General features: G+C 66.7%; 17 protein-coding genes. 10 read left to right on the plus strand and 7 right to left on the minus strand.

The genetic code is table 11. The annotated features are described in order from the left end of the window. Positions 1-73 precede the first annotated feature (73 nt). Complete coding sequence (locus tag BLU17_RS27355; protein ID WP_143189360.1) at positions 74-1,237, plus strand: acyltransferase family protein; 1,164 nt, start codon at positions 74-76, stop codon at positions 1,235-1,237. A gap of 230 nt (positions 1,238-1,467) precedes the next feature. Here the strand turns inward: BLU17_RS27355 and BLU17_RS27360 are convergent, their stop codons facing one another. After that, positions 1,468-3,051 (minus strand): acid phosphatase, encoded by a 1,584-nt coding sequence (locus BLU17_RS27360; RefSeq protein WP_176929212.1) that lies wholly within the window; start codon positions 3,049-3,051, stop codon positions 1,468-1,470. A 285-nt stretch (positions 3,052-3,336) separates the two neighbouring features. On the opposite strand from BLU17_RS27360, the gene BLU17_RS27365 reads away from it, so the two are divergent. From BLU17_RS27365 to BLU17_RS27375, 3 genes are all read left to right on the plus strand, one after another. Further along, positions 3,337-4,755 (plus strand): cytochrome-c peroxidase, encoded by a 1,419-nt coding sequence (locus BLU17_RS27365; RefSeq protein ID WP_092004178.1) that lies wholly within the window; start codon positions 3,337-3,339, stop codon positions 4,753-4,755. Between the two features lie 219 nt (positions 4,756-4,974). Continuing rightward, positions 4,975-5,364 (plus strand): hypothetical protein, encoded by a 390-nt coding sequence (locus BLU17_RS27370; protein ID WP_092004181.1) that lies wholly within the window; start codon positions 4,975-4,977, stop codon positions 5,362-5,364. 7 nt (positions 5,365-5,371) lie between these two features. Continuing rightward, positions 5,372-5,821 (plus strand): NUDIX hydrolase, encoded by a 450-nt coding sequence (locus BLU17_RS27375; protein ID WP_092004314.1) that lies wholly within the window; start codon positions 5,372-5,374, stop codon positions 5,819-5,821. Positions 5,822-5,907: 86 nt separating this feature from the next. Here BLU17_RS27375 and BLU17_RS27380 read toward each other — a convergent pair whose 3' ends face one another. Beyond that, complete coding sequence (locus BLU17_RS27380; RefSeq protein ID WP_092004184.1) at positions 5,908-7,626, minus strand: glutamine--tRNA ligase/YqeY domain fusion protein; 1,719 nt, start codon at positions 7,624-7,626, stop codon at positions 5,908-5,910. 133 nt (positions 7,627-7,759) lie between these two features. Here BLU17_RS27380 and BLU17_RS27385 point away from each other — a divergent pair, with 133 nt between their 5' ends. Beyond that, entirely contained in the window at positions 7,760-8,326 is a 567-nt protein-coding gene (locus BLU17_RS27385) for an RBBP9/YdeN family alpha/beta hydrolase (protein WP_281247870.1), read from the plus strand. A 14-nt stretch (positions 8,327-8,340) separates the two neighbouring features. On the opposite strand, the gene BLU17_RS27390 is transcribed toward BLU17_RS27385, so the two are convergent. Beyond that, positions 8,341-9,561 carry a CaiB/BaiF CoA transferase family protein gene (locus BLU17_RS27390; protein WP_092004190.1) on the minus strand — a complete coding sequence of 407 codons (1,221 nt, stop codon included), beginning with the start codon at positions 9,559-9,561 and terminating at the stop codon, positions 8,341-8,343. A 312-nt stretch (positions 9,562-9,873) separates the two neighbouring features. Between BLU17_RS27390 and alaS the strand changes: the two genes are divergently transcribed. Further along, a complete protein-coding gene (gene alaS / locus BLU17_RS27395; protein ID WP_092004193.1) occupies positions 9,874-12,498 on the plus strand; it encodes an alanine--tRNA ligase in 2,625 nt (874 codons plus the stop codon). 77 nt (positions 12,499-12,575) lie between these two features. On the opposite strand, the gene BLU17_RS27400 is transcribed toward alaS, so the two are convergent. After that, a complete protein-coding gene (locus BLU17_RS27400; RefSeq protein WP_092004196.1) occupies positions 12,576-13,514 on the minus strand; it encodes a LysR family transcriptional regulator in 939 nt (312 codons plus the stop codon). A gap of 97 nt (positions 13,515-13,611) precedes the next feature. On the opposite strand from BLU17_RS27400, the gene BLU17_RS27405 reads away from it, so the two are divergent. The 3 genes from BLU17_RS27405 to BLU17_RS27415 all read left to right on the plus strand — a co-directional run bounded on the left by BLU17_RS27405 (position 13,612) and on the right by BLU17_RS27415 (position 16,161). Next, the gene (locus BLU17_RS27405) at positions 13,612-14,832 is read left to right on the plus strand and encodes a YbfB/YjiJ family MFS transporter (protein WP_092004199.1); all 1,221 of its coding nucleotides are present in this window, start codon (positions 13,612-13,614) and stop codon (positions 14,830-14,832) included. A 270-nt stretch (positions 14,833-15,102) separates the two neighbouring features. Continuing rightward, positions 15,103-15,633: an NUDIX domain-containing protein gene (locus BLU17_RS27410; protein WP_092004202.1), complete on the plus strand. Its 531-nt coding sequence runs from the start codon at positions 15,103-15,105 to the stop codon at positions 15,631-15,633. Between the two features lie 51 nt (positions 15,634-15,684). Continuing rightward, complete coding sequence (locus BLU17_RS27415; RefSeq protein WP_092004205.1) at positions 15,685-16,161, plus strand: acyl-CoA thioesterase; 477 nt, start codon at positions 15,685-15,687, stop codon at positions 16,159-16,161. Positions 16,162-16,339: 178 nt separating this feature from the next. Here the strand turns inward: BLU17_RS27415 and BLU17_RS27420 are convergent, their stop codons facing one another. The 3 genes from BLU17_RS27420 to BLU17_RS27430 form a co-directional block, all read right to left on the minus strand. Next, positions 16,340-17,254, minus strand: a complete 915-nt coding sequence (locus BLU17_RS27420) for an ATP adenylyltransferase family protein (protein ID WP_092004208.1) — start codon at positions 17,252-17,254, stop codon at positions 16,340-16,342. A gap of 6 nt (positions 17,255-17,260) precedes the next feature. Then, positions 17,261-17,746: an adenosine-specific kinase gene (locus tag BLU17_RS27425; RefSeq protein WP_092004211.1), complete on the minus strand. Its 486-nt coding sequence runs from the start codon at positions 17,744-17,746 to the stop codon at positions 17,261-17,263. Between the two features lie 168 nt (positions 17,747-17,914). Continuing rightward, positions 17,915-19,177 carry an MFS transporter gene (locus BLU17_RS27430; protein ID WP_092004214.1) on the minus strand — a complete coding sequence of 421 codons (1,263 nt, stop codon included), beginning with the start codon at positions 19,175-19,177 and terminating at the stop codon, positions 17,915-17,917. A 434-nt stretch (positions 19,178-19,611) separates the two neighbouring features. Here BLU17_RS27430 and BLU17_RS27435 point away from each other — a divergent pair, with 434 nt between their 5' ends. Then, entirely contained in the window at positions 19,612-21,294 is a 1,683-nt protein-coding gene (locus BLU17_RS27435; protein ID WP_092004217.1) for a methyl-accepting chemotaxis protein, read from the plus strand. The last annotated feature ends 34 nt before the right edge of the window (positions 21,295-21,328 follow it).

The raw sequence follows: 21,328 nt of genomic DNA on the forward strand, positions 1-21,328 counted from the left end.
TGTCGCCGGCTTCGCCACTCCGAGGCTAAACGATATGATCCTGTAAAATCCGGGAGTGCTTAGGGATTACTCCATGGCGTCGAGACAAGATAACGTTGGGAGGGCCAGTTACATCGATGCGTTGCGCGGCTTCGCTGCGCTCACGGTCGTAATTGCGCATCTCACGATTACATGGAGGCAGCCTGGCCCCATTGAAGCCGCAGTCATCGAGTCACCGCTTCGCATCCTGTGGGGAGGGCATCAGGCCGTCATCCTCTTCTTCGTGCTCAGTGGATTCGCGCTGACGCGCATGATAGATGGAATGCCGGGCTATTCGTACGGTCGCTATTTCTGCGCGCGAGTCGTTCGGCTCTACATTCCGTATCTTGCATCTCTGACTATTGCGCTAGCCGGCTATGCCGTGCTGAAGAAGCTGGGCTTCAATTGGCCCGCCGGATGGATGGACGTGGTCGGCCCGACATCCGATACACGAACGCTGGTTGAGCACGCGATGATGATCGGTCCGCTCGACATCCGGGCAATCAACCCGCCGATCTGGACCATCGCGGAAGAAATGAGGATCTCACTGATTTTCCCGGCGATATTGATGCTGGTGAAGCGGTTCGACTTCAAGGCGGTAATGGCGGCGTATGCCACGTCGCTCACAATCGCGTGGGTCGGACTGCGCTTTAACGATACGTTCCCGGTATGGAACGCACAGCTCGGTCCGCTGATTCACTACACGACGTTCTTCTTTCTCGGATCGTGGCTCTCATACAACGTATCTGAATTCGGGGCGTGCGTTGAGCGGAAAACAGCGCTTCGATGGTCGCTCGGTATCCTCGCTGCGCTTCTATATGCATACTCGTTCGATTCGCCATGGGGTTACACGGCGCGACTACTGGGCGACCTCTCAATCGGCATCGCGTCGGCTCTCGTTATCGTTCTATGCCACGCGTCGACCGTATCCCTGTTTGCGAAACCGGGCGCATGGCTGGGGCGCATATCATTCAGCGTCTATCTCAACCATATGCTCGTCCTGAACATGGCGCTCATCGTGCTGATGCCAAAACACGGTGCGATTGCCGTCTGGCTTGCGACGATTCCATTGGCGTTGTTGGTTAGCCAGGCTATGTGCACGTTGTTCGAGCGTCCTTCGATCAAGCTGAGCCGGTTTTTTTCAAAGAGCCGCGCAAGGAAAATCGCGTCTATGCCGTCGCGGTTTTCGTTGAACGATGCTGTTCGTAGACGACGTTGACGATCGCGACGACATTGGAAGGCGTATCGTCAGAGAACTCAATTGCCCGGTTGGGTTGAATGGGAAATGTGCGCTGGTGATCGAAACATGATGGTTGTCCAATGGAGACTAAAGATCGGATTCGCGCTCCATGGATGGCTGGGAATCGCCCACGCAAAAAAGACGGGCAGCCCGAGGGGTGCCCGTCAAACCGGATAGCCGACTATCCGGTAATCGATGGTCCTGTGCGCTTAGAGCTTGATGTCGAGTGCGTTGGTCAGATCACCCATCGCCTGGCCGCCGTTGCTCTTGAGCGCGGCGTCGCGGTTCGCGAGGCCAGGCAGCGTGGGCAGCGAGTAGCGGCGCGTGATGAGGCGCAGGATCGAAGTCGTGTCGTACTGCGTATGATCGACGTAGCCCTTTTTCGCATACGGCGAGATGATCAGCGCCGGAATACGCGAGCCCGGACCCCAGCGGTCGCCCTTCGGCGGCGCGACGTGATCCCAGAAGCCGCCGTTTTCGTCGTAGGTGACCACCACGACCATGTTGTTCCACTGCGGGCTCTTCTGCAGGTGCGCAATGACATCGGCGATATGCTGATCGCCGCTCGTCACGTCGGTGTAGCCGGGATGCTCGTTCAGGTTGCCCTGCGGCTTGTAGAACGCGACCGCGGGCAGCGTGCCCGCGTCGATGGCTTTGATGAATTCCGTGCCGTCCATGCCGCCGTCGAGCAGGTGCTTCGCGCGCGCGTCGGTGCCCGGTGCGTAGTTCGAGAAGTAGTTGAACGGCTGGTGGTGTGGCTGGAAGTTCGGTGCTGTCATGTTCGCGCCGTAGATCACGCCCGACGTGCTGTTTTGCGCCGCGCTCAGAGCCGCGCCCCAGGCGCCGCCGTACCAGGCCCACGTCACGCCCGCGTTCGAAAGCAGGTCGCCGATGTTCTGCGTCGTCTGCGCGGGCAGCGTGCTCGCGTTCGACGGATCGGCAAGGTTCGGGTCGCCGCCCGAGGCCGCCGGGTTGCCGCTCGGCTGGTACGGCGGCTGCATCGTATTGACCGCGTAGAAGTCCGGCGTGAGATTGCCCGACTTCACGAACTTCGGCGCGCCGGCGAGTGCCGACGTCGGCGAGTTCGAGGCAAGCGTGAGCGAAACGCCGTCGGCGTCGACGGCCGAGATCGTCGGCTTGGCCGGATTCGTGTCCGCGTTCGCGTAGTACGGCGTGCACGCGCAGATCAGCCACTGGTGGTTCAGGAACGAGCCGCCGAACGCGCCCATGAAGAAGTTGTCGGCGAGCGCGTATTGCTGCGCGATCTTCCACAGCGGAAGCTTTTCGGCGCTCGTCGTGTAGTGGCCCATCACGAGACCGCCCGAATCCCCATAGGCGGCGAACATGTCGTTCTTGCCGCCGTGGATCTGCATCTGGTTCTCGTAGAAGCGGTGATAGAGGTCGCGCGTCGTGACCGAAAGCGGCACGTTGTAGCCTTTCGGGTCGTCGATGGCGAACGGCGCGTTCGGCATGTTCTCCGTCATCGCGGCGGTCACGACGGGCGTGACGCCGATTTGCGTGAGGCCGCTCCAGACGGTCGGCAGCGTGGCCAGCACAGAGCCGTCGCGGTCGAGCTGCTGCGCGCTTTGCGCGCTTACGTTCTGCAGGCCGTTGGCGCCGGGGAAGCTGCCGTAGAGGTTGTCGAAGCTGCGGTTTTCCGCATAGATCACGACGATGTTTTTCACCGACGAAAGGCTGGGCTTGCTGCTGTCGTTGCCGCCACAGGCCGCGACGGCCACTGCCGCGGCCGCTATCGCGATCGGCGTCGCATAGAACCATTTTCTGTTGATCATTTTTTCTCTCTCGCGTTGGGGCCCGCGTGGAGGCCGGCGCGAATGACACCGGCCTTCGGGCGAGGCGCAGTGTCGCAACGGAATTTGACAGCCAGATGTAAATAATTACATTTAGCTTTTTCTATCCCTGTGAATACATGACATCAGTCTTACTGAATGTCATTGAAGCGACATGTTTCCGACATACGCTTTCGCGGCTTCGATGCGTAACGGACGCGCATCGGCATTCACACACGCAGCAGCGCGGCGCCTCGCATGCGCGCGCTTGCGCTTCGGGGATCAGGCATGTTGCGCAGACTGACGCGCCGCTCGGCGCAAACACGGGTTCGAACGCAGACGCGATCGCACGAAGGCGCTCGCCGCCGCGGCAGGGCGTTCGTGGCGGCCGCGGTGCTCTCGTCGCTGCTGGCGGCGTGCGATGGCGGTACGGCCAGCTCCGCCGGCGCAGACGCGGCGACAGGCGCAACGGCCAACGCGGCCCGCGCGCACGACGCGGACGCGAATCCGCGCGCCGCGCAGGCCGTGAAACTGATGAAGATCGCGGTGCCCGCGCAAAGCGGCCAGTCACGCGCCGAGGTCTATGCGCAAGTCCGGCGTATGACCGCGCTCGGCAAGCAGATGTTCTTCGATCCCTCGCTGTCGGGCTCGGGCAAGATGTCGTGCGCGTCGTGCCACAGTCCCGACCATGCGTTCACGCCGGCCAACTCGCTCGGCGTCCAGATGGGCGGCGCGGACATGCGACGCCAGGGCATGCGCGCGGTGCCGACGCTCAAGTATCTGCAGGCGGTGCCGGCGTTCGCGGAGCACTATCACGACTCCGACGACGAAGGCGACGAAAGCGTCGACGCGGGTCCGACCGGCGGTCTCACTTGGGACGGCCGCGTCGATCGCGCTTCGGACCAGGCGCGCATTCCGCTGCTCTCGACGTTCGAGATGGCGAGTTCGCCCAAAAAGGTAGCGGCGGCGGTGCGCGCGGCGCCGTACGCGGGAGCCTTTCGCGAGGCGTTCGGCGCGCGCGTTTTCGATGACGACGACGCGACCTGGAAGGCCGTGCTCAAGTCGCTGGAGACGTTCGAGCAGTCGCCGGAGGTGTTCTATCCGTACACCAGCAAGTACGACGCGTACCTGGCCGGCAAGGCCACGCTCACGGCCGCCGAGATGCGCGGCCTGCAACTCTTCAACGACGAGAAGAGGGGCAATTGCGCGAGCTGCCATATCAGTCAGCGTGCGAAGGACGGCTCGCCGCCGCAGTTCAGCGACTTCGGCCTGATCGCCGTTGGGGTGCCGCGCAACCGCGCGCTGGCGGTGAACCGCGACCGGCGCTTCTACGATCTGGGCGCATGCGGTCCGGAGCGCACCGATCTCGGTCACCGCGCGGAATTTTGCGGGCTCTTTCGTACGCCCACGCTGCGCAACGTCGCGCTGAAGCAGTCGTTTTTCCACAACGGCATCTACCATTCGCTGGAGGACGTGCTGCGCTTCTACGCGCGGCGCGATACGAACCCGGAAGCGTTCTATCCGGTGGTGAAGGGCAAGGTCGAGAAGTTCGACGACCTGCCGCGGCGCTACTGGGCGAATCTCAACACCGATCCGCCGTTCGATCGCAAGCCCGGCGACGCGCCGGTGTTCAGCGACGCCGAGATCAAGGACGTGATCGCGTTCCTCGGCACGCTTACCGACGGATGGCAGCCGGGCGCGCATTGAGCGTGCACGGATCGACTGCGAGGTTCGGGCGGGGCGCCTCCGGTTGCGGCGCTTGCGTGTCATGCGCGATGAAGGACATCAAGCCTGTGCGGGTGAGAGCCGGCGGGCGCGATGCGGCAGAATCGGGCCGCTTGGCGCCGGGTCCTGCCGGGCAGGCAAAAAAGGGGCGCGTGTTATGCTTTTCGCCGCTATGGATTGGCCCATCAAGGAGAACACGCAATGTCCACCAACCCGTCCCGAACCCTGCGCGCCCTGAGCGCGACGCTCTTTCTCACGATCGGCATCGGCGCGCATGCCGCCAACCTGGGCTTTCTGCAAAATACGCCCATGTCGTTCATGAACCAGGCCGACTACGCGTCGCTGCAGAAAGCCGTGCACGACGCCGTCGCGAACAAGGCCGATGGCGAGAGCACGACGTGGTCCAACGAGGGCTCGCGCAACAGCGTGCGCGTCAACTCGACCATCACGCCGTCGAATACGCAAAAGGAAGGTGACAAGACCTGCCGCGACACGGAGGTCGTCCTCAACGCGAAAGGCCAGTCGATGACGCTGCGTCCGCACTTCTGCCGCACGGGCGAAGGCGCGTGGGTTTTCCAGAAGCAGCACTGAGCGCGTGGTGAACGGCAAGATCGTTTCGTGCGGCATCGTGCTGCTCGACCCGGATGGCCGCGTGCTGCTCGCGCACGCAACCGGCACGAATCACTGGGACATTCCGAAAGGGCAGGGCGAACCCGGCGAGACCGAGGCGCAGAGCGCGCGTCGCGAAATGATCGAGGAGACCGGCTTCGACGTCGCGGCGTCGCGGCTTGTCGATCTCGGGCGCTTTGCTTACCGGCGCGACAAGGACCTGCATTTGTTCGCCGCGCGCGCGAAGGCCGATGAGCTCGACCTCTCGCGCTGCGTTTGCGTGTCGCTCTTTCCGCGTCGCGAGGACGGCGTGATGATCCCGGAAATGGACGCCTGGCGCTGGACCGCGCCGGCCGAAGTCGACCGTTACGCGAGCCGCAGTCTCGCGCGGCTGTTCGACGCGTCGCTCTCGCTTGCGGACTTGCATCGCAGACTGTGATGCCTGCTGCCAGTCGCCGCCGAACATGAAAAAAGCCCGCACGAATCCGCGCGGGCTTTTTGCTTGCCGGCAGGCGCGACCGAGCCTTACTTGCCCCAGCTATCGCGCAAACCGACGATGCGGTTGAACACCGGCGCACCTGGCTTCGAATCGTAGCGGTCGGCGACGAAATAGCCGTGGCGCTCGAACTGATAGCGGTCTTCCGGCGCGGCGTCGCGCGCGCCGGGCTCGAGATACGCGTGCACCACGCGCTTCGAATCCGGATTGAGCGCTTCGAGGAAGTCGCGCCCGCCCGCGTCAGGCTGTTCTTCGCGGAACAGACGGTCGTAGAGACGCACTTCCGCCGGGCACGCGTGCGGCGCGCTGACCCAGTGAATGTTGCCCTTCACCTTGTAGTTGTTCGCGCCTTCCGTGCCCGACTTGCTATCGGGGAAGTAGTTGCAGTGCACGGCGATCACGTTGCCGTTCTCGTCCTTGTCCGCGCCCGTGCACTCGATCACGTAGCCGTAGCGCAGCCGCACCTTGTTGCCTGGGAACAGGCGGAAATAGCCCTTCGGCGGCGTTTCGTTGAAGTCGTCGCGTTCGATCCACAGCTCGCGCGAGATCGGGAACGTGCGCACGCCGCGCTCCGGGTGATGCGGATGCACGGGCGCCGTGCATTCCTCGCTCTGGCCTTCCGGATAGTTGTCGATGATGAGCTTGAGCGGATCGAGCACGGCGGCCGTGCGCGGCGCCTTGTCGTCGAGGTCGTCGCGCAGCGCGCCTTCGAACACGCTCATGTCGATCCACGAATCGACCTTCGTCACGCCGATGCGCTCGCAGAAAAGCTGGATGCTCTCGGGCGTGAAGCCGCGGCGCCGCACGCCGACGATGGTCGGCATGCGCGGGTCGTCCCAGCCGTCCACGTGACCCTCGGTCACGAGCTGCAGCAGCTTGCGCTTGCTCGTGATCGCATAGGTGAGGTTCAGGCGCGAAAACTCGATTTGCTGCGGCAGCGGGCGCGCGAACACGCCGGCGTCGGCCAGTTCGTTGAGCACCCAGTCGTAGAGCGGGCGATGGTCCTCGAACTCGAGCGTGCACAGCGAATGCGTGATGTTTTCCAGCGCGTCCGAGATGCAGTGCGTGTAGTCGTACATCGGGTACACGCACCACGTGTCGCCGGTGCGGTAGTGATGCGCGAAGCGGATGCGGTAGATCACCGGGTCGCGCATGTTGAAGTTCGGCGACGCCATGTCGATCTTCGCGCGCAGCACGTGCGCGCCCTCGGCGAACTCGCCGGCCTTCATGCGACGGAACAGGTCGAGATTCTCCTCGACGGAGCGATCGCGGAACGGCGAGTCCTTGCCGGCCTCCGTGGCCGAGCCGCGATTCGCGCGCATCTCTTCCGGCGACTGGCTGTCCACGTACGCCTTGCCGCGCTGGATCAGCAGCTCGGCGAACTCGTAGAGCTTGTCGTAGTAGTCGCTCGCGTAGAAGAGATACTCGCGGTCGGCCTTCTTCCACTCGAAGCCTAGCCACGTGACGGCGTCGATGATCGAGTTGACGTATTCGACGCTTTCCTTCTCCGGGTTCGTGTCGTCGAAGCGCAGGTGGCACACGCCGCCGTAGCTCTTCGCGACGCCGAAGTTCAGGCAGATGCTCTTCGCGTGGCCGATATGCAGATAGCCGTTCGGCTCAGGCGGGAAGCGCGTCTCCACGCGCTGGCCCCACTTGCCCGACTGGTTGTCGTCGTCGATGATGTTGCGGATGAAATTGGATGCCGCAGGCGCGTCCGTGCGGTCGGCGTCTTTACGTTCGGTATTCATGCGAAAAGGGAAGTCGTTCGAGGGCGCCCGGAAAAAGGCCGCCCGATGGTGTCTTCCATTCTACCTGACGCGACCCGCTGTGCCAGTCCCGGTGCCGGATCGTCGCGCGAACCACGACAGGCGAGGAAAAAAAGTGACGACGAGCGAAACGCGCGTGCTGGTGCTGCCGGGCTACATGGACTCGGGGCCGGGGCACTGGCAGACGCGCTGGGAGGCCGCGCACGCAGGCTTTACGCGGGTGCGGATGCCCGACTGGATGCGTCCGGACTGCGAGGCGTGGTGCGCGGCGCTGGAGGCGGCGGTGGCCAACGCGCCCGCGGGCGTGCGGCTCGCCGCTCACAGCCTCGGCTGCCTGACCGTGGCGCATTGGGCGGCGCGCCACGCGAGCGACGCGACGCGCGAGAAGGTGGCGGGGGCGCTGCTGGTCGCGCTGCCCGATCCGCACGGCCCTGAGTTTCCGCGCGAAGCGACGGGTTTCGAGCCGGTGCCGCTGGCGGCGCTGCCGTTCGCAAGCGTGGTCGTTTCGAGCCGCGACGATCCGTACGGCGGCGCGGCGTTTTCGCGGCGCTGCGCGCAGGCATGGGGCAGTCGCTGGATCGACATCGGCGCGCGCGGACACATCAACGCCGAAAGCGGGCTCGATGACTGGCCGCAAGGCGTGGCGTGGCTGATGTCGACGGGCAAGGGCTGCGCGGGCTGAGCGCGCCGCGCGCGTCAAACCACGCCCTTGCCCCGCAGCGCCGCCACCTGCTCGTCGCCATATCCGAGCACGTCGCGCAGCACCGCGTCGGTATGCTCGCCGAGCGTGGGCGGATGGCTCGCCACGCGCGGCGGCGTTTCGCTCATGCGGATGGGGTTGCCCACGAGCCGCGCCGTGCCGCCCGAGGGATGCGGTACATCGACCTGCAGGCCGCGCGCGACTACCTGCTCGTTCTCGAACACCTCCGCGAGATCGTTGATCGGCCCGCAGGGCACGCCCGCGGCTTCGAGCGCGCCGATCCAGTCAGCTTTCGTGCGGGCGCGGACCAGTTCGGCGACGATCGGCACGAGCGTATCGCGGTGGCGCACGCGCTCCGGGTTCGTTGCGAAGCGCTCGTCGTCGGCCAGATCGGGCCTGCCCGCCACCTCGACGAATTTTCGGAACTGCCCGTCGTTGCCCACGGCGAGGATGATCCAGCTGTCGCGGGTCTGGAACGCCTGGTAGGGCACGATGTTCGGATGCGCGTTGCCCCAGCGCGCCGGCGGCTTGCCGCTCGCGAGGTAGTTCGAGTTCATGTTCGCGAGCATGGCCACCTGCACGTCGAGCAGCGCCATGTCGATGTACTGGCCGACGCCCGTGCGGTCGCGGTGCGCGAGCGCGGTGAGCACGGCGACGGTCGCGTACATGCCAGTCATGAGGTCGGCGATCGCCACGCCGGCCTTCTGCGGGCCGCCGCCCGGCAGCGCGTCGCGCTCGCCGGTGATGCTCATGAAGCCGCCCATGCCCTGCACGATGAAATCGTAGCCGGCGCGCGACGCATACGGCCCCGTCTGGCCGAAGCCCGTGACCGAGCAGTAGACGAGGTCCGGCTTAACCTCGCGCAGCGATTCGTAGTCGAGCCCGTATTTCCTCAACTGGCCGGCCTTGTAGTTCTCCAGCACGACATCGCTTTGCGCGGCCAGCTCGCGCACGATGCGCTGCCCCTCGGGCGAGGCGATATCCACCGTCACCGAGCGCTTGTTGCGGTTCGCGGCGAGGTAATAGGCGGCTTCGGCGGTGTCGCGGCCGTCGGGCGTCTTCAGGTACGGAGGCCCCCAATGGCGCGTGTCGTCGCCTGCGCCGGGGCGCTCCACCTTGATCACGTCGGCGCCGAAGTCGGCGAGCGTTTGCGCGCACCACGGTCCGGCGAGGACGCGGGTGAGATCGAGTACGCGGATATGGCTGAGAGCGCCCATGCTGTGTCTTCCAATGTCGTTCCGAGGCAGGCCAAAAGCGCGCTGCGCGCAGGCCGATGCCGGCAATAGTAAGCGATCGGCGTCGCGCACGCCATTTTTCGGTACATTGTTCCGCACTGCGGAACAATTCTCCGTGGCTCGTGCCTGTCCGTCTCCTGGCGCACACGCGCAATCCGCGCTTGCCGCGTCGCCGCGCGCGTGCGGCGATCCCGTATAATCGTTCGATTCAGCATCGGGGTTTTCGCCACCGGCCGGCCCCCGACCAGGACAAGATTCAGCACAAGACGCCCCGAGAAGGACCCAACGCACGCCATGAAAGCCGCCGAAATCCGCGAGAAATTCCTCAAGTTCTTCGAATCGAAGGGCCACACGATCGTGCGCTCGTCGAGTCTCGTGCCGGGCAACGACCCCACACTGCTCTTCACCAATTCGGGCATGGTGCAGTTCAAGGACGTGTTCCTCGGCACCGACAAGCGCCCGTACACGCGCGCCACGACCGCGCAGCGCAGCGTGCGCGCGGGCGGCAAGCACAACGACCTCGAGAACGTCGGCTATACCGCGCGCCACCACACGTTCTTCGAGATGCTCGGCAACTTCTCGTTCGGCGACTACTTCAAGCGCGACGCGATCCACTACTGCTGGGAACTGCTGACGAAGGTCTACGCGCTGCCGCCCGAAAAGCTCACGGTCACCGTCTACCAGGAAGACGACGAGGCCTACGACATCTGGGCGAAGGAAATCGGCGTTCCGGCCGAACGCATCATCCGCATCGGCGACAACAAGGGCGCGCGCTACGCCTCCGACAACTTCTGGCAGATGGCCGACACCGGCCCCTGCGGCCCGTGCTCGGAAGTGTTCTACGACCACGGCCCGGAAATCTGGGGCGGCCCTCCGGGATCGCCCGAGGAAGACGGCGACCGCTTCATCGAGATCTGGAATCTCGTGTTCATGCAGTTCAACCGCGACGCCCAGGGCAACATGACGCCGCTGCCCAAGCAGTGCGTCGATACGGGCATGGGTCTGGAGCGTCTCGCGGCCGTGCTGCAGCACGTGCACAGCAACTACGAGATCGACCTGTTCCAGAACCTCATCAAGGCCGCCGCGCGCGAAACGAACACGCCGGACCTCACGAACAACTCGCTGAAGGTCATCGCCGACCACATCCGCGCGTGCTCGTTCCTGATCGTCGACGGCGTGATTCCCGGCAACGAGGGCCGCGGTTACGTGCTGCGCCGCATCGTGCGCCGCGCGATCCGCCACGGCTACAAGCTCGGCCAGAAGAGCGCGTTCTTCCACAAGCTGGTGGCCGACCTCGTCGCGGAAATGGGCGCGGCCTACCCCGAACTCGCCGAAGCGCAGCAGCGCGTGACGGACGTCCTGCGTCAGGAAGAAGAGCGCTTCTTCGAGACCATCGAGCACGGCATGTCGATCCTCGAAGGCGCGCTGGCCGAACTTGAAGCCGCGGGCGGCAAGACGCTCGACGGCGAACTCGCGTTCAAGCTGCACGACACCTACGGCTTCCCGCTCGACCTCACGGCCGACGTCTGCCGCGAGCGCAACGTGACGGTGGACGAACCGGCCTTCGACGAGGCGATGGCGCGCCAGCGCGAACAGGCGCGCGCGGCGGGCAAGTTCAGGATGGCGCAGGGCCTCGACTACTCGGGCGCGAAGACCACGTTCCACGGCTACGAGGACATCGCGTTCGACGACGCGAAGGTCGTCGCGCTTTATGTGGACGGCGCGTCGGTCAACGAAGTGAAGGCCGGCCAGGACGCCGTGGTCGTGCTCGACCACACGCCGTTCTACGCGGAGTCGGGCGGCCAGGTGGGCGACCAGGGCGTGATCTCGAACGCGAGCGTGCGCTTCGCCGTTGCCGACACGCTCAAGGTGCAGGCCGACGTGAGCGGCCACCACGGCACGCTCGAACAGGGCACGCTGAAAGTGGGCGACGTCGTGAGGGCGGAAATCGACGCGGTTCGCCGCGCCCGCACGGCGCGCAACCACTCGGCCACGCACCTGATGCACAAGGCGCTGCGCGAAGTGCTGGGCCAGCACGTGCAGCAAAAGGGCTCGCTCGTCGACGCGGACAAGACCCGCTTCGACTTCGCGCACAACGCGCCGCTGACCGATGACGAAATCCGCCGCGTCGAGCAGATCGTCAACGCCGAAGTGCTCGCGAACGCGCCCGGCATCGTGCGCGTGATGTCGTACGACGACGCGGTGAAGGGCGGCGCGATGGCCCTCTTCGGCGAGAAGTACGGCGACGAAGTGCGCGTGCTCGACCTCGGGTTCTCGCGCGAACTCTGCGGCGGCACGCACGTCGCGCGCAGCGGCGACATCGGCCTCTTCAAGATCGTGATGGAAGGCGGCGTGGCGGCGGGCATCCGTCGCGTGGAAGCGATCACGGGCGACAACGCCGTGCGCTACGTGCAGGACCTCGACGCGCGCGTCAACGCGGCCGCCGCGGCGCTGAAGGCGCAGCCTTCGGAACTCACGCAGCGCATCGCACAGGTGCAGGACCAGGTGAAGTCGCTGGAGAAGGAACTGGGCGCGCTGAAGTCGAAGCTCGCGTCGAGCCAGGGCGACGAACTCGCGGGCCAGGCCGTCGAGGTGAACGGCGTGCATGTGCTGGCCGCGACGCTCGATGGCGCGGACTCGAAGACGTTGCGCGAGACCGTGGACAAGCTCAAGGACAAGCTCAAGAGCGCGGCGATCGTGCTGGCGGCCGTCGATGGCGGCAAGGTCAGCCTGATCGCGGGCGTGACCGCCGAGGCGAGCAAGAAGGTGAAGGCCGGCGAACTCGTGAACTTCGTGGCCCAGCAGGTGGGCGGCAAGGGCGGCGGCCGTCCCGACATGGCGCAGGCCGGCGGCACCGAGCCGGCCAACCTGCCGGCCGCGCTGGCGGGCGTGAAGGGATGGGTGGAAGCGAAGCTGTAAGCGGCGCGGCGGCATTCAGGCCGCCTTGCGTTGAAGAAGGGCTGCCCGCGAGGACAGCCCTTTTTGTTTGGTGCGTCTTACGCCGTTTTCAGGCCCTCGGGCGCGGCCGTAGCGGCGCCCGACGGCAACGCGGCGCTGCCCGCGCGCTGCGCGTGCGCCAGCAGCGCCTCCTTCAAGGCGCCGAGCGCGGGCGAAAAGTGCCCGCGGCGCCATGCGAGCAACGTGTCGATCTGCCCGGACTTGCCGAGCGAGTGAATCGTGACCTCATCGGCGCCGCGCTGCAGTTCGAGCACCGAGCGCGGCGCGACCGCCACGCCCGCGCCGGCCGCGACGCAGGCCACGATCGCGTGATACGAGCCCAGCTCCAGCACGCGCGAAGGCCGGATGCCGTGCTCCAGATACCACCGCTCGACATAGCCGCGATACGTGCAACCGCGCTCGAACGCCACGAGCGTGGAAAGCGCGATGTCGGTGGGCTGCCGGACCGGCCCGTGGCCGCGCGGGGTGAGCATCACAAGCTCCTCGCGATAGACCGGCACGTGCTCGAACACCTCGGGGTCCGGCGGGCCGTCGAGCGGCCTCGCGATCAGCGCGGCGTCCACTTCGTATGCGCGCAGGCGCTCGATCAGCGTGCCGGTCGTGCCGGTCTCCAGTTCGAGCGTGACCTCGGGCCACGCCTGGTGATAATGCGCGAGCAGGGCCGGCAGCCGGCTTGCCGCAGCGCTCTCCATCGTGCCGAGCCGCAGGCGTCCCGTTGGCCGTCCGGCCTTCAGCGCGTGGCGCGCTTCGTCGGCGAGCGCGAGCAGGCGCTCGGCATAGGGCAGCAGCGTTTCGCCGGCGGGCGTGAGCACGAGGCGGCGGCCGTCGCGCGTGAAGAGCGGCGTGCCGAGCTGATCTTCGAGCTGCTTGATGCGCGTGGTCACGTTCGACTGCACGCGGTTGAGCTTCGTGGCCGCGCGCGTCACGCCGTTTTCGCGCACGACCGCCCGGAAGATCGCCAGTGCGGCGAGGTCCATGATTCTCTCCTCGGGATGGATTCGTTCATCATAATTCATTTTTCGAGAACGATTCGATGACCTACGATGGAACGCACCGGTTTTTCCATCTCCGCTCATGAACGATTACGCTTCCCACGCCGCCCACGTTTCCGAACCGCGTCCGCATGCCGGGCGTCGCGCGGCGCTCGCCTGCATGGTGACGCTAGCCGTGGCGCTCGGTGTCGGGCGTTTCGCCTTTACGCCGCTTTTGCCGCTCATGTTGCACGGTGGCGCGCTGGACCTGCGTCAAGGCGGCTGGCTCGCCTCGCTCAACTACGCCGGTTATTTCGTCGGCGCGGTCAGTTGCGTCGCGCTGCGCCTCGCGCCCGCGAAGATCGTGCGCGCGGGCCTCGTGGCCACGGTGCTCCTCACGCTCTCGATGGGGCTCACGCAGCAGTTCTGGACCTGGGCGGCGGTGCGCTTCGTGGCGGGCGCGGTCAGCGCGTGGACCTTCGTGTTCGCCTCGCAATGGGGCCTGCGGCGGCTCGCGCAACTGGGCGCGAACGAGTGGGGCGGCGTGATCTATACCGGGCCCGGCTTCGGCATCATCGCGACGGGGCTTTGGGTCAGCGCGGCGGGGGGCCTGGGCGCGCGGGCCGGCTGGATCGGCTTCGGGCTGATCAGCGTGCTGCTCGCCGTCGTCGTGTGGCCGGCGTTCGGCGAGGACTCGCGCGCGTTGGCGCCGCGTCCCGGCGCGGGCGCAAAGGCCAGCCACGCGCACGAGGCGCACGAAGGCCGCCGCGCCGACGCCTTCTGGCTCGTGCTGCTCTACGGCGTGCCCGGCTTCGGCTACATCATCACGGCGACCTTCCTGCCCGTGATCGCGCGCCACGCGCTGCCCGGCTCGGCGTGGCCCGATCTGTTCTGGCCGATGTTCGGCGCGGCGCTGATCGGGGGCGCGCTGCTTGCGGCGCGGCTGCCGCTGCATTGGGACAATCGTCTGATGCTGGCGGGCTGCTATGTGCTGCAAGCCGTGGGCATTGTGCTCGGCATCGTCTGGCCGAACGCCGCGGGGTTTTCGTTCGGCAGCGTGCTGATTGGCCTGCCGTTCACGGCGATCACGCTCTTCGCCATGCGCGAGGCGCGCCTGCTGCGCGGCGAACGGGCGGCCGCGCTGATGGGCTACGCGACGGCCGCCTACGGCGTCGGGCAGATCGCGGGACCCCTCGTGGCCGCGCCGCTCGCGACGTCGACAGGGTCGTTCTCGCCGTCGCTTTCGCTCGCGGCGGGGGCGCTCGTGGCCGGGGCGTTCGGGCTGGTATGGCGGGCGTGGTGCAGCCGGGAAGCGGCGCGTTAGCGTCGTGCCGGAAACGGACCGGTCCTTGCGCGGACGGCCCGTTCGTTTTGCGCCGATGCGCGCCGCGCAGCGTGCCGGAAATCGTCGGCCGTCGGTGCCGATGACGGCGCGCAGGCATTACTCCGCTGACATTACTCATCTCGCCCCTTTCGCCGACGCCGCGCGCCGACTCCGATAGCGCACTAAAATAGCCGTTTCGCGCGGGCGGCGAGCGTGCCCACCGGGCCGCGCGGCCCGCTTTTAGCGCCATCGATCCACGCCAGTTCCGCCATGAGCGACTACCAGTTTTGCCCGCGCTGCGCCTCGCGCCTGACCGAGCGCGCCGATCCTGTCCACGAAGGCGGCCGTGTGCGTCTGGCCTGCCCGGACGTTTCGTGCGGCTATGTCTACTGGAATAACCCGCTGCCCGTCGTGGCCGCCATCGTCGAGTACGAGGGCCGCATTCTGCTCGCGCGCAACGCCGCCTGGCCCGAAAGCATGTTCGCGCTCATCACGGGTTTCCTCGAAAACGGCGAGACGCCCGAAGAAGGCATCGCGCGCGAGGTTCACGAGGAGACCTCGCTGCGCGCCGAAAGCGTCGAACTGGTCGGCGTGTACGAGTTCATCCGCAAGAACGAGCTCATCATCGCGTATCACGTCAAGGCGTCGGGGACGATCGCGCTTTCGCCGGAACTGCTCGAATACCGGCTCGTCGAACCCGCGAAGCTGCGGCCGTGGCGCGCGGGCACGGGCCTGGCGCTCGGCGAATGGATGCGCCGTCGCGGCCTGCCGTTCGAATTCGTCGAGCGTCCCGGCCAGTGACGGCCGCGCGACGCTCGCCGCCAAACCTCGCAGTCTCTCTGGATCACGCCGATGAACCGACCCGTCACCGTCGCCCGCTCCGGGTATCGCCATTTCCTGCCGATCGGCACGCGCTGGATGGACAATGACGTCTACGGCCATGTGAACAACGTCGTTTATTACAGCTACTTCGACACCGTGGTGAACGAGTATCTGATTCGCGCGGGCGCGCTCGACATCGAGCACGGCGCGACGATCGGGCTCGTCGTCGAGACGCAGTGCAACTACTTCGCGCCGCTCGCGTTTCCCGAACGCCTGGAGGCGGGGCTGCGGGTCGCGCGGCTCGGCTCGTCGAGCGTGCGCTACGAGGTCGGACTCTTCCGCGAAGGCGAGGCCGCGCCCGCCGCGCAGGGCCATTTCGTGCACGTCTACGTCGACCGGGCGTCGCGCCGGCCCGTGAGCGCGCTGCCCGATGCGCTGCGGGCGGCGCTGGAGCCGCTCGTCGTGGCGCGCGAAGCCGCCAAATCCGGCGAGACGGCGCGGCCCTGAGCGCGGTCGCGGCAGACGCAACGAAAGCCGCGGACGCAGCCCGCAACGGTCCAGGCGCGACGCCGGCCCGCAGGCCCTCGTCATCGTGACCGACGTGACCGACGTACTCGACGGCATCGGCTCCGGTGCCGCTGCGCCTGCTGCTGTCCGCCGACGAAGCGAGCCGACAACGTGTATCTCAGCGCCGCACGCCCACGCGCCCGAGCGCATTCATCGGCCCGAGTTGCGCGAGGGTCTGCAACTGCGCCGCGTTGCGCACGAAGAACGAGCCCGCGAAGCCAAGCGAATTCACCGATATACCCTCGACGCATTCTGCCGAGCGCGGCACCGCCAGCATCCAGCGGCGCGTGACGAGCAGATTGTAGGGCGCCCCTTGATACGCGACGCCGCCTGCATGGACGGACGGCACGTCCACCGCATCGAGCAGCGCGCGATAGCAGCCGAGCGCAACGCGCGCAGCATCGTCCGGCGTGGCGGAGCGCAGGCCGGGATCGAACCGCGCGAACGCATGGCGAAACCTGAGCCCCGGCACGATCGCAATGGGATGTGCGCCTTGTGCCGCCTGCGCGTCGCGGAACAGCGCCTCGACCGGCGCGTGATTCGCCTCGTCGCCCGTCGCGGCCGGCACTTCGCCGCCGAGCGGCAACGGGACCATCTGCAGATGCTTGTGTGCCTGGCTCGCGCCCGCGGCCGCGCCGCCGTTGTAAAAGCCAAGGCCGTCGATCTCGCGCATCGCCGCTAGCAGCGCGGAGAAGTCCGCCGCGTCGAGCAGCGCCTCCTGCGGCTCGTAGCTGCGCGTCACGATCAGCAGATGCTGGTCGATCACGTTGAACTTGTTGAGGAGCGCCACATGCGTCGGCGAGAGATCGGCGACGAAGAGGTCGCGCTCGTAGGGCAGAAACGGATCGCGCGGCGGCCGGGTGTGCGGCGTGAGGCGCGCCGCCTCCTTGCGCGCGAGGTTTTCCGCCACGCGCACGGCGAAACGCACGCCGCCGTCGTCGATGAACGTGTGCGCTGTTTCGATCGGATGGAGCGCGCCGCAGGCAAGCGCGTGCGCGGTCTGCCGCTCGATGGCCGCGCGCAGCGAGCCCATCGGCGCTCAGGCCTTGTACCCGATTGCGCGCAGCAGGTCCTTGCGCCAGCGGACGTCGTCCTCGGCCTCGACGCCGAGCGGCGGCATGCCGTCCACCACGCCGACGATGCCGCGGCCGCGATCCGTCTCCGCGACCAGCACCTGCGTCGGGTTCGCGGTGGCGCAGAAGATGCGGCAGACCTCGGGCACGCCCTTGATGGCATTGAGCACGTTGATCGGGAAAAAGCCGTCGCCCAGAAAGACAATGAAGCAGTGCCCCGCGGCGATGCGCAGCGCGTTCTGCGTGGCCATTTCGATCAGTGCGTCCTGAGTGCCCGAGCGCCGCACGAGCCGCTTTCCCGATGCCTCGCAGAAGGCGAGCCCGAACTGGATGCCGGGCACCGTGCCGACGAGCGCCTCGTGGAGATCCTCGACGGACTTGATGAAATGCGTCTGGCCGAGGATGAAGTTGGTGGCTTCGGGCTTTTCGATCTCTACCGTGGACAGTTGCATGGCGAACCTCGCGGGCGGGGCGTCTCGAAAGCGGCCGCCTTTTGCCCCGCCTCGGGCGGCGCCGCCATCATCAAGCCTAGTACGAAGTCGCGGCGAGGCAAAGCGTGCGCGGGCGCACGAGGCGAAACGGCCGGCCGCCTGAGCGCCGCCTGGCGCCCGAGGCGGCGCTCAGGCCGCTTTCTTCGCGCGCTTGCCTTCCACGTCGGGCAGGAACACGGTGAGGATGCCGATGAGCGGCAGGAACGAGCAGACCTTGTAGACGAAGGCGACGCTCGTGGCATCCGCCAACTGGCCGAGCACGGCCGCGCCGATGCCGCCCAGGCCGAACGCGAAGCCGAAGAAGAGGCCCGCGACCATGCCCACCTTGCCCGGAATCAGCTCCTGCGCATAGACGAGGATGGCCGAGAACGCCGAGGCCAGCACCACGCCGATGATGACCGTGAGCACGCCGGTCCAGAACAGGTTGGCGTAGGGCAGGAGCAGCGTGAACGGCGCCACGCCGAGAATGGAGCCCCAGATTACGTACTTGCGGCCGATGCGGTCGCCCACCGGGCCGCCGATGATCGTGCCTGCCGCGACGGCCGCGAGGAACACGAACAGATGGATCTGCGCGGCCTGCACGGTCAGGTGGAAGCGGTCGATCAGATAGAACGTGAAATAGCTGTTGATGCTCGCGAGGTAGAAGTACTTCGAGAACACGAGCAGCACGAGAATGCCGATGGCAGCCGCCACGCGGCCGCGTGAGAGCGCGGCGTGAGGTGTGCCGGCGCGCTTTTTCTTCATGGCCGGATGCGCTTTGTACCAGCGGCCGATCTGCGTGAGCACGACCATGCCGACGAGCGCCGCCGCCGAGAACCACGCGATGCTGCGCTGGCCGTGCGGAATGACGATCGCCGCGGCGAGCAGCGGACCGAGCGACGAGCCCGCGTTGCCGCCCACCTGGAAGAGCGATTGCGCAAGACCGTGACGGCCGCCCGACGCCATGCGCGCGACGCGCGACGACTCCGGATGGAACACCGAGGAGCCGCAGCCCACCAGCGCGGCGGCGCAGAGCAATACCGCGAAACTCGGCGCGACCGACATGAGCAGCAGCCCGCAGAGTGTGAAACCCATGCCGACGGGCAGCGAGTACGGCAGTGGGCGCTTGTCGGTATAGACGCCGACGAGCGGCTGCAGCATCGACGCCGTGATCTGGTAAGTCAAGGTGATGAGGCCGATCTGCGTGAACGACAGCGAGAAGTTGTCCTTGAGCATCGGGTAGATGGCCAGGATCAGCGACTGGATCATGTCGTTGAGCAGGTGCGAGAAGCTGATCGCGCCCAGCACCGTGTAGACGGTGCGTTGCGCGGCGCCGCTGGCGGCGGGCGCGGCGGCCGCGGACGAACCCGCGACGGCGCCCGGCAGGGCGCGCTTGTCGAGACTGGTTTCCATGTTGTCGGTAGCAGCAGAGAGTATTCAGCGGGCGCCGCTCCGGGAAGGCGGCGGCGACGGCATGAAAGGACAGGTATAAGAGTTATGAGCGCAGTGTAATGTGTCTCGCTTGAACCGTACGGACAAGATTTGTCGAGAATCGGACATGGCGGCCGGCCTTGGCTCTGCGGCCAGGTGTCGCGGGGGAGGGCGCCGGTTCCCGAAATTCATCGAAGAATTTTGGCGTTTCTTTTTGGCCATGTATAACCCGCCGGTACGCGTGCCCACGAGGCGCGCAAATACGGGGCCGGTTGAGGGACCGCATGAGGCGCAGCAACGTTAAAGATTGCGCGCCGATGTGCCGTAGACCGGAGTTGAGGCGTAGCGCATATCACGAACGGTGGCGTTGGGCCGGCCAACAAAGTAGCTGCAGGATAGCTGCAGGAGACCGACAAATGAAAGCAGTAACGCAAGGCGGCAGCCATGCGAGCTTCGTGCCGCAGGACCCGGCGGGACGCACGACGGGCGTGCAGCAACGCAACACCGGGCGCGCGGGCGTCGCAGCGGGCAGCTCGCGACTGTCCGTAAAAGCGACGCTGCGTCTTGCCTTCGCGCTCGTGCTGATCGGCACGCTCGCCATCGGCGCCATTTCGCTCGCGCAGATCAGCCGCCTGAACGGCTCGACGCAATCGATCTACGAGCAGGGCTACGTGGCGAGCCGCGCGGCCGAGGAAGCACGCGGCCATGTGCTGCGCGCAAGCCGCGCGCAGAAGATGCTGCTTACCGCGACCACGGCGCGCGAGCGCGACGAGCTGGGTCAGGACGTCGACAAGGATCTCGGCGCGCTCGCGCGCGGGATGAGCCAGTTGCAGCAATACGCGCAGGAGCAGGGTGGCGACGCGCTCACGTTGCAAAAGAAGCTCGCCGATGCGACCACGGCGTGGAGCGGCCACGTGCGGGATTTCGTGACGCTCGTGAAGCAGCAGCCGCTCGACCTCTCGCAGATGAGCTGGCAGGTGGGCACCCAGGACGTGTCGCTGCTCGTCGAAACCGGCAAGCTCGAAACGCTCGTCGACGACCTCGTCGCGCAGCGCGGCACGGCCGCCAAGGCGACGATCGAAAAGGCCGGGTTCATCTTCAGGTCGTCGTTCGTGATGATGGCCGTCGCGACCGTGGCGATGTTCGTGCTCGCGTTTTTCGTGAGCGAGTGGGTCGTGCGCCGCATCGCGCGGCAACTGGGCGGCGAGCCCGCGCACGCCAAGGCGATCGCCGCGCGCATCGCCGCCGGCAATCTCGCGCAGCCCGTGGCGGTTCACGCACGCGACGCGTCGAGCATGCTGGGCGCGCTGCGCGACATGCAGAGCGGCCTGTCGACGACGGTGGCCGAGATCGCCGCGAGCGCCGAAGCGATCGCCTCCGCATCGGGCGAAATCTCGACGGGCAATCTCGACCTCTCGCGCCGCACGGAGGAGCAGGCCATGGCGCTCGAGCGCACCGCGAGCAGCATGGAGCAGCTCACGTCCACGGTGCGCCTGAACGCCGAAAACGCCGAGCAGGCCAGCACGCTCGCGGGCAACGCCTCGGCGATCGCGGAAAAGGGCGGCTCGGTGGTGGGGCGCGTGGTCGCGACGATGCAGGACATCAACGACAGCGCGAAGAGCATTGCGGACATCATCGGCGTGATCGAGGGCATTGCGTTCCAGACCAACATTCTCGCGCTCAATGCCGCTGTCGAAGCGGCGCGCGCGGGCGAGGAAGGGCGCGGATTCGCGGTGGTGGCGGGCGAGGTGCGCAGCCTCGCGCAGCGCAGCGCGGCGGCGGCCAAGGAGATCAAGACGCTCATCGGCACCTCGGTCGAGCGCGTGGCCAACGGTTCGACGCTGGCGCAGGATGCGGGCTCGACAATGGACGAAGTCGTGAAGGCCGTGAAGCGCGTGAACGACATCATCGGCGAGATTTCGGCGGCTTCGCGCGAGCAGCGCGCGGGCATCGAGGAGATCAGCCGCGCGGTCACGCAGATGGATGCGGGCACGCAGCAGAACGCGGCGCTCGTGGAAGAGGCCACGGCTGCGGCGCAGTCGCTCGACGATCAGGCGAAGGTGCTCAAGCGCCTCGTGGGGAAATTCCGGCTGGCGTGAGCGTCGCCATCGGGTTTGCTCGAGCAGCGAAAAA

This window comes from Paraburkholderia lycopersici (assembly GCF_900096975.1).
GTDB classification, from domain to species: Bacteria; Pseudomonadota; Gammaproteobacteria; order Burkholderiales; family Burkholderiaceae; genus Paraburkholderia; species Paraburkholderia lycopersici.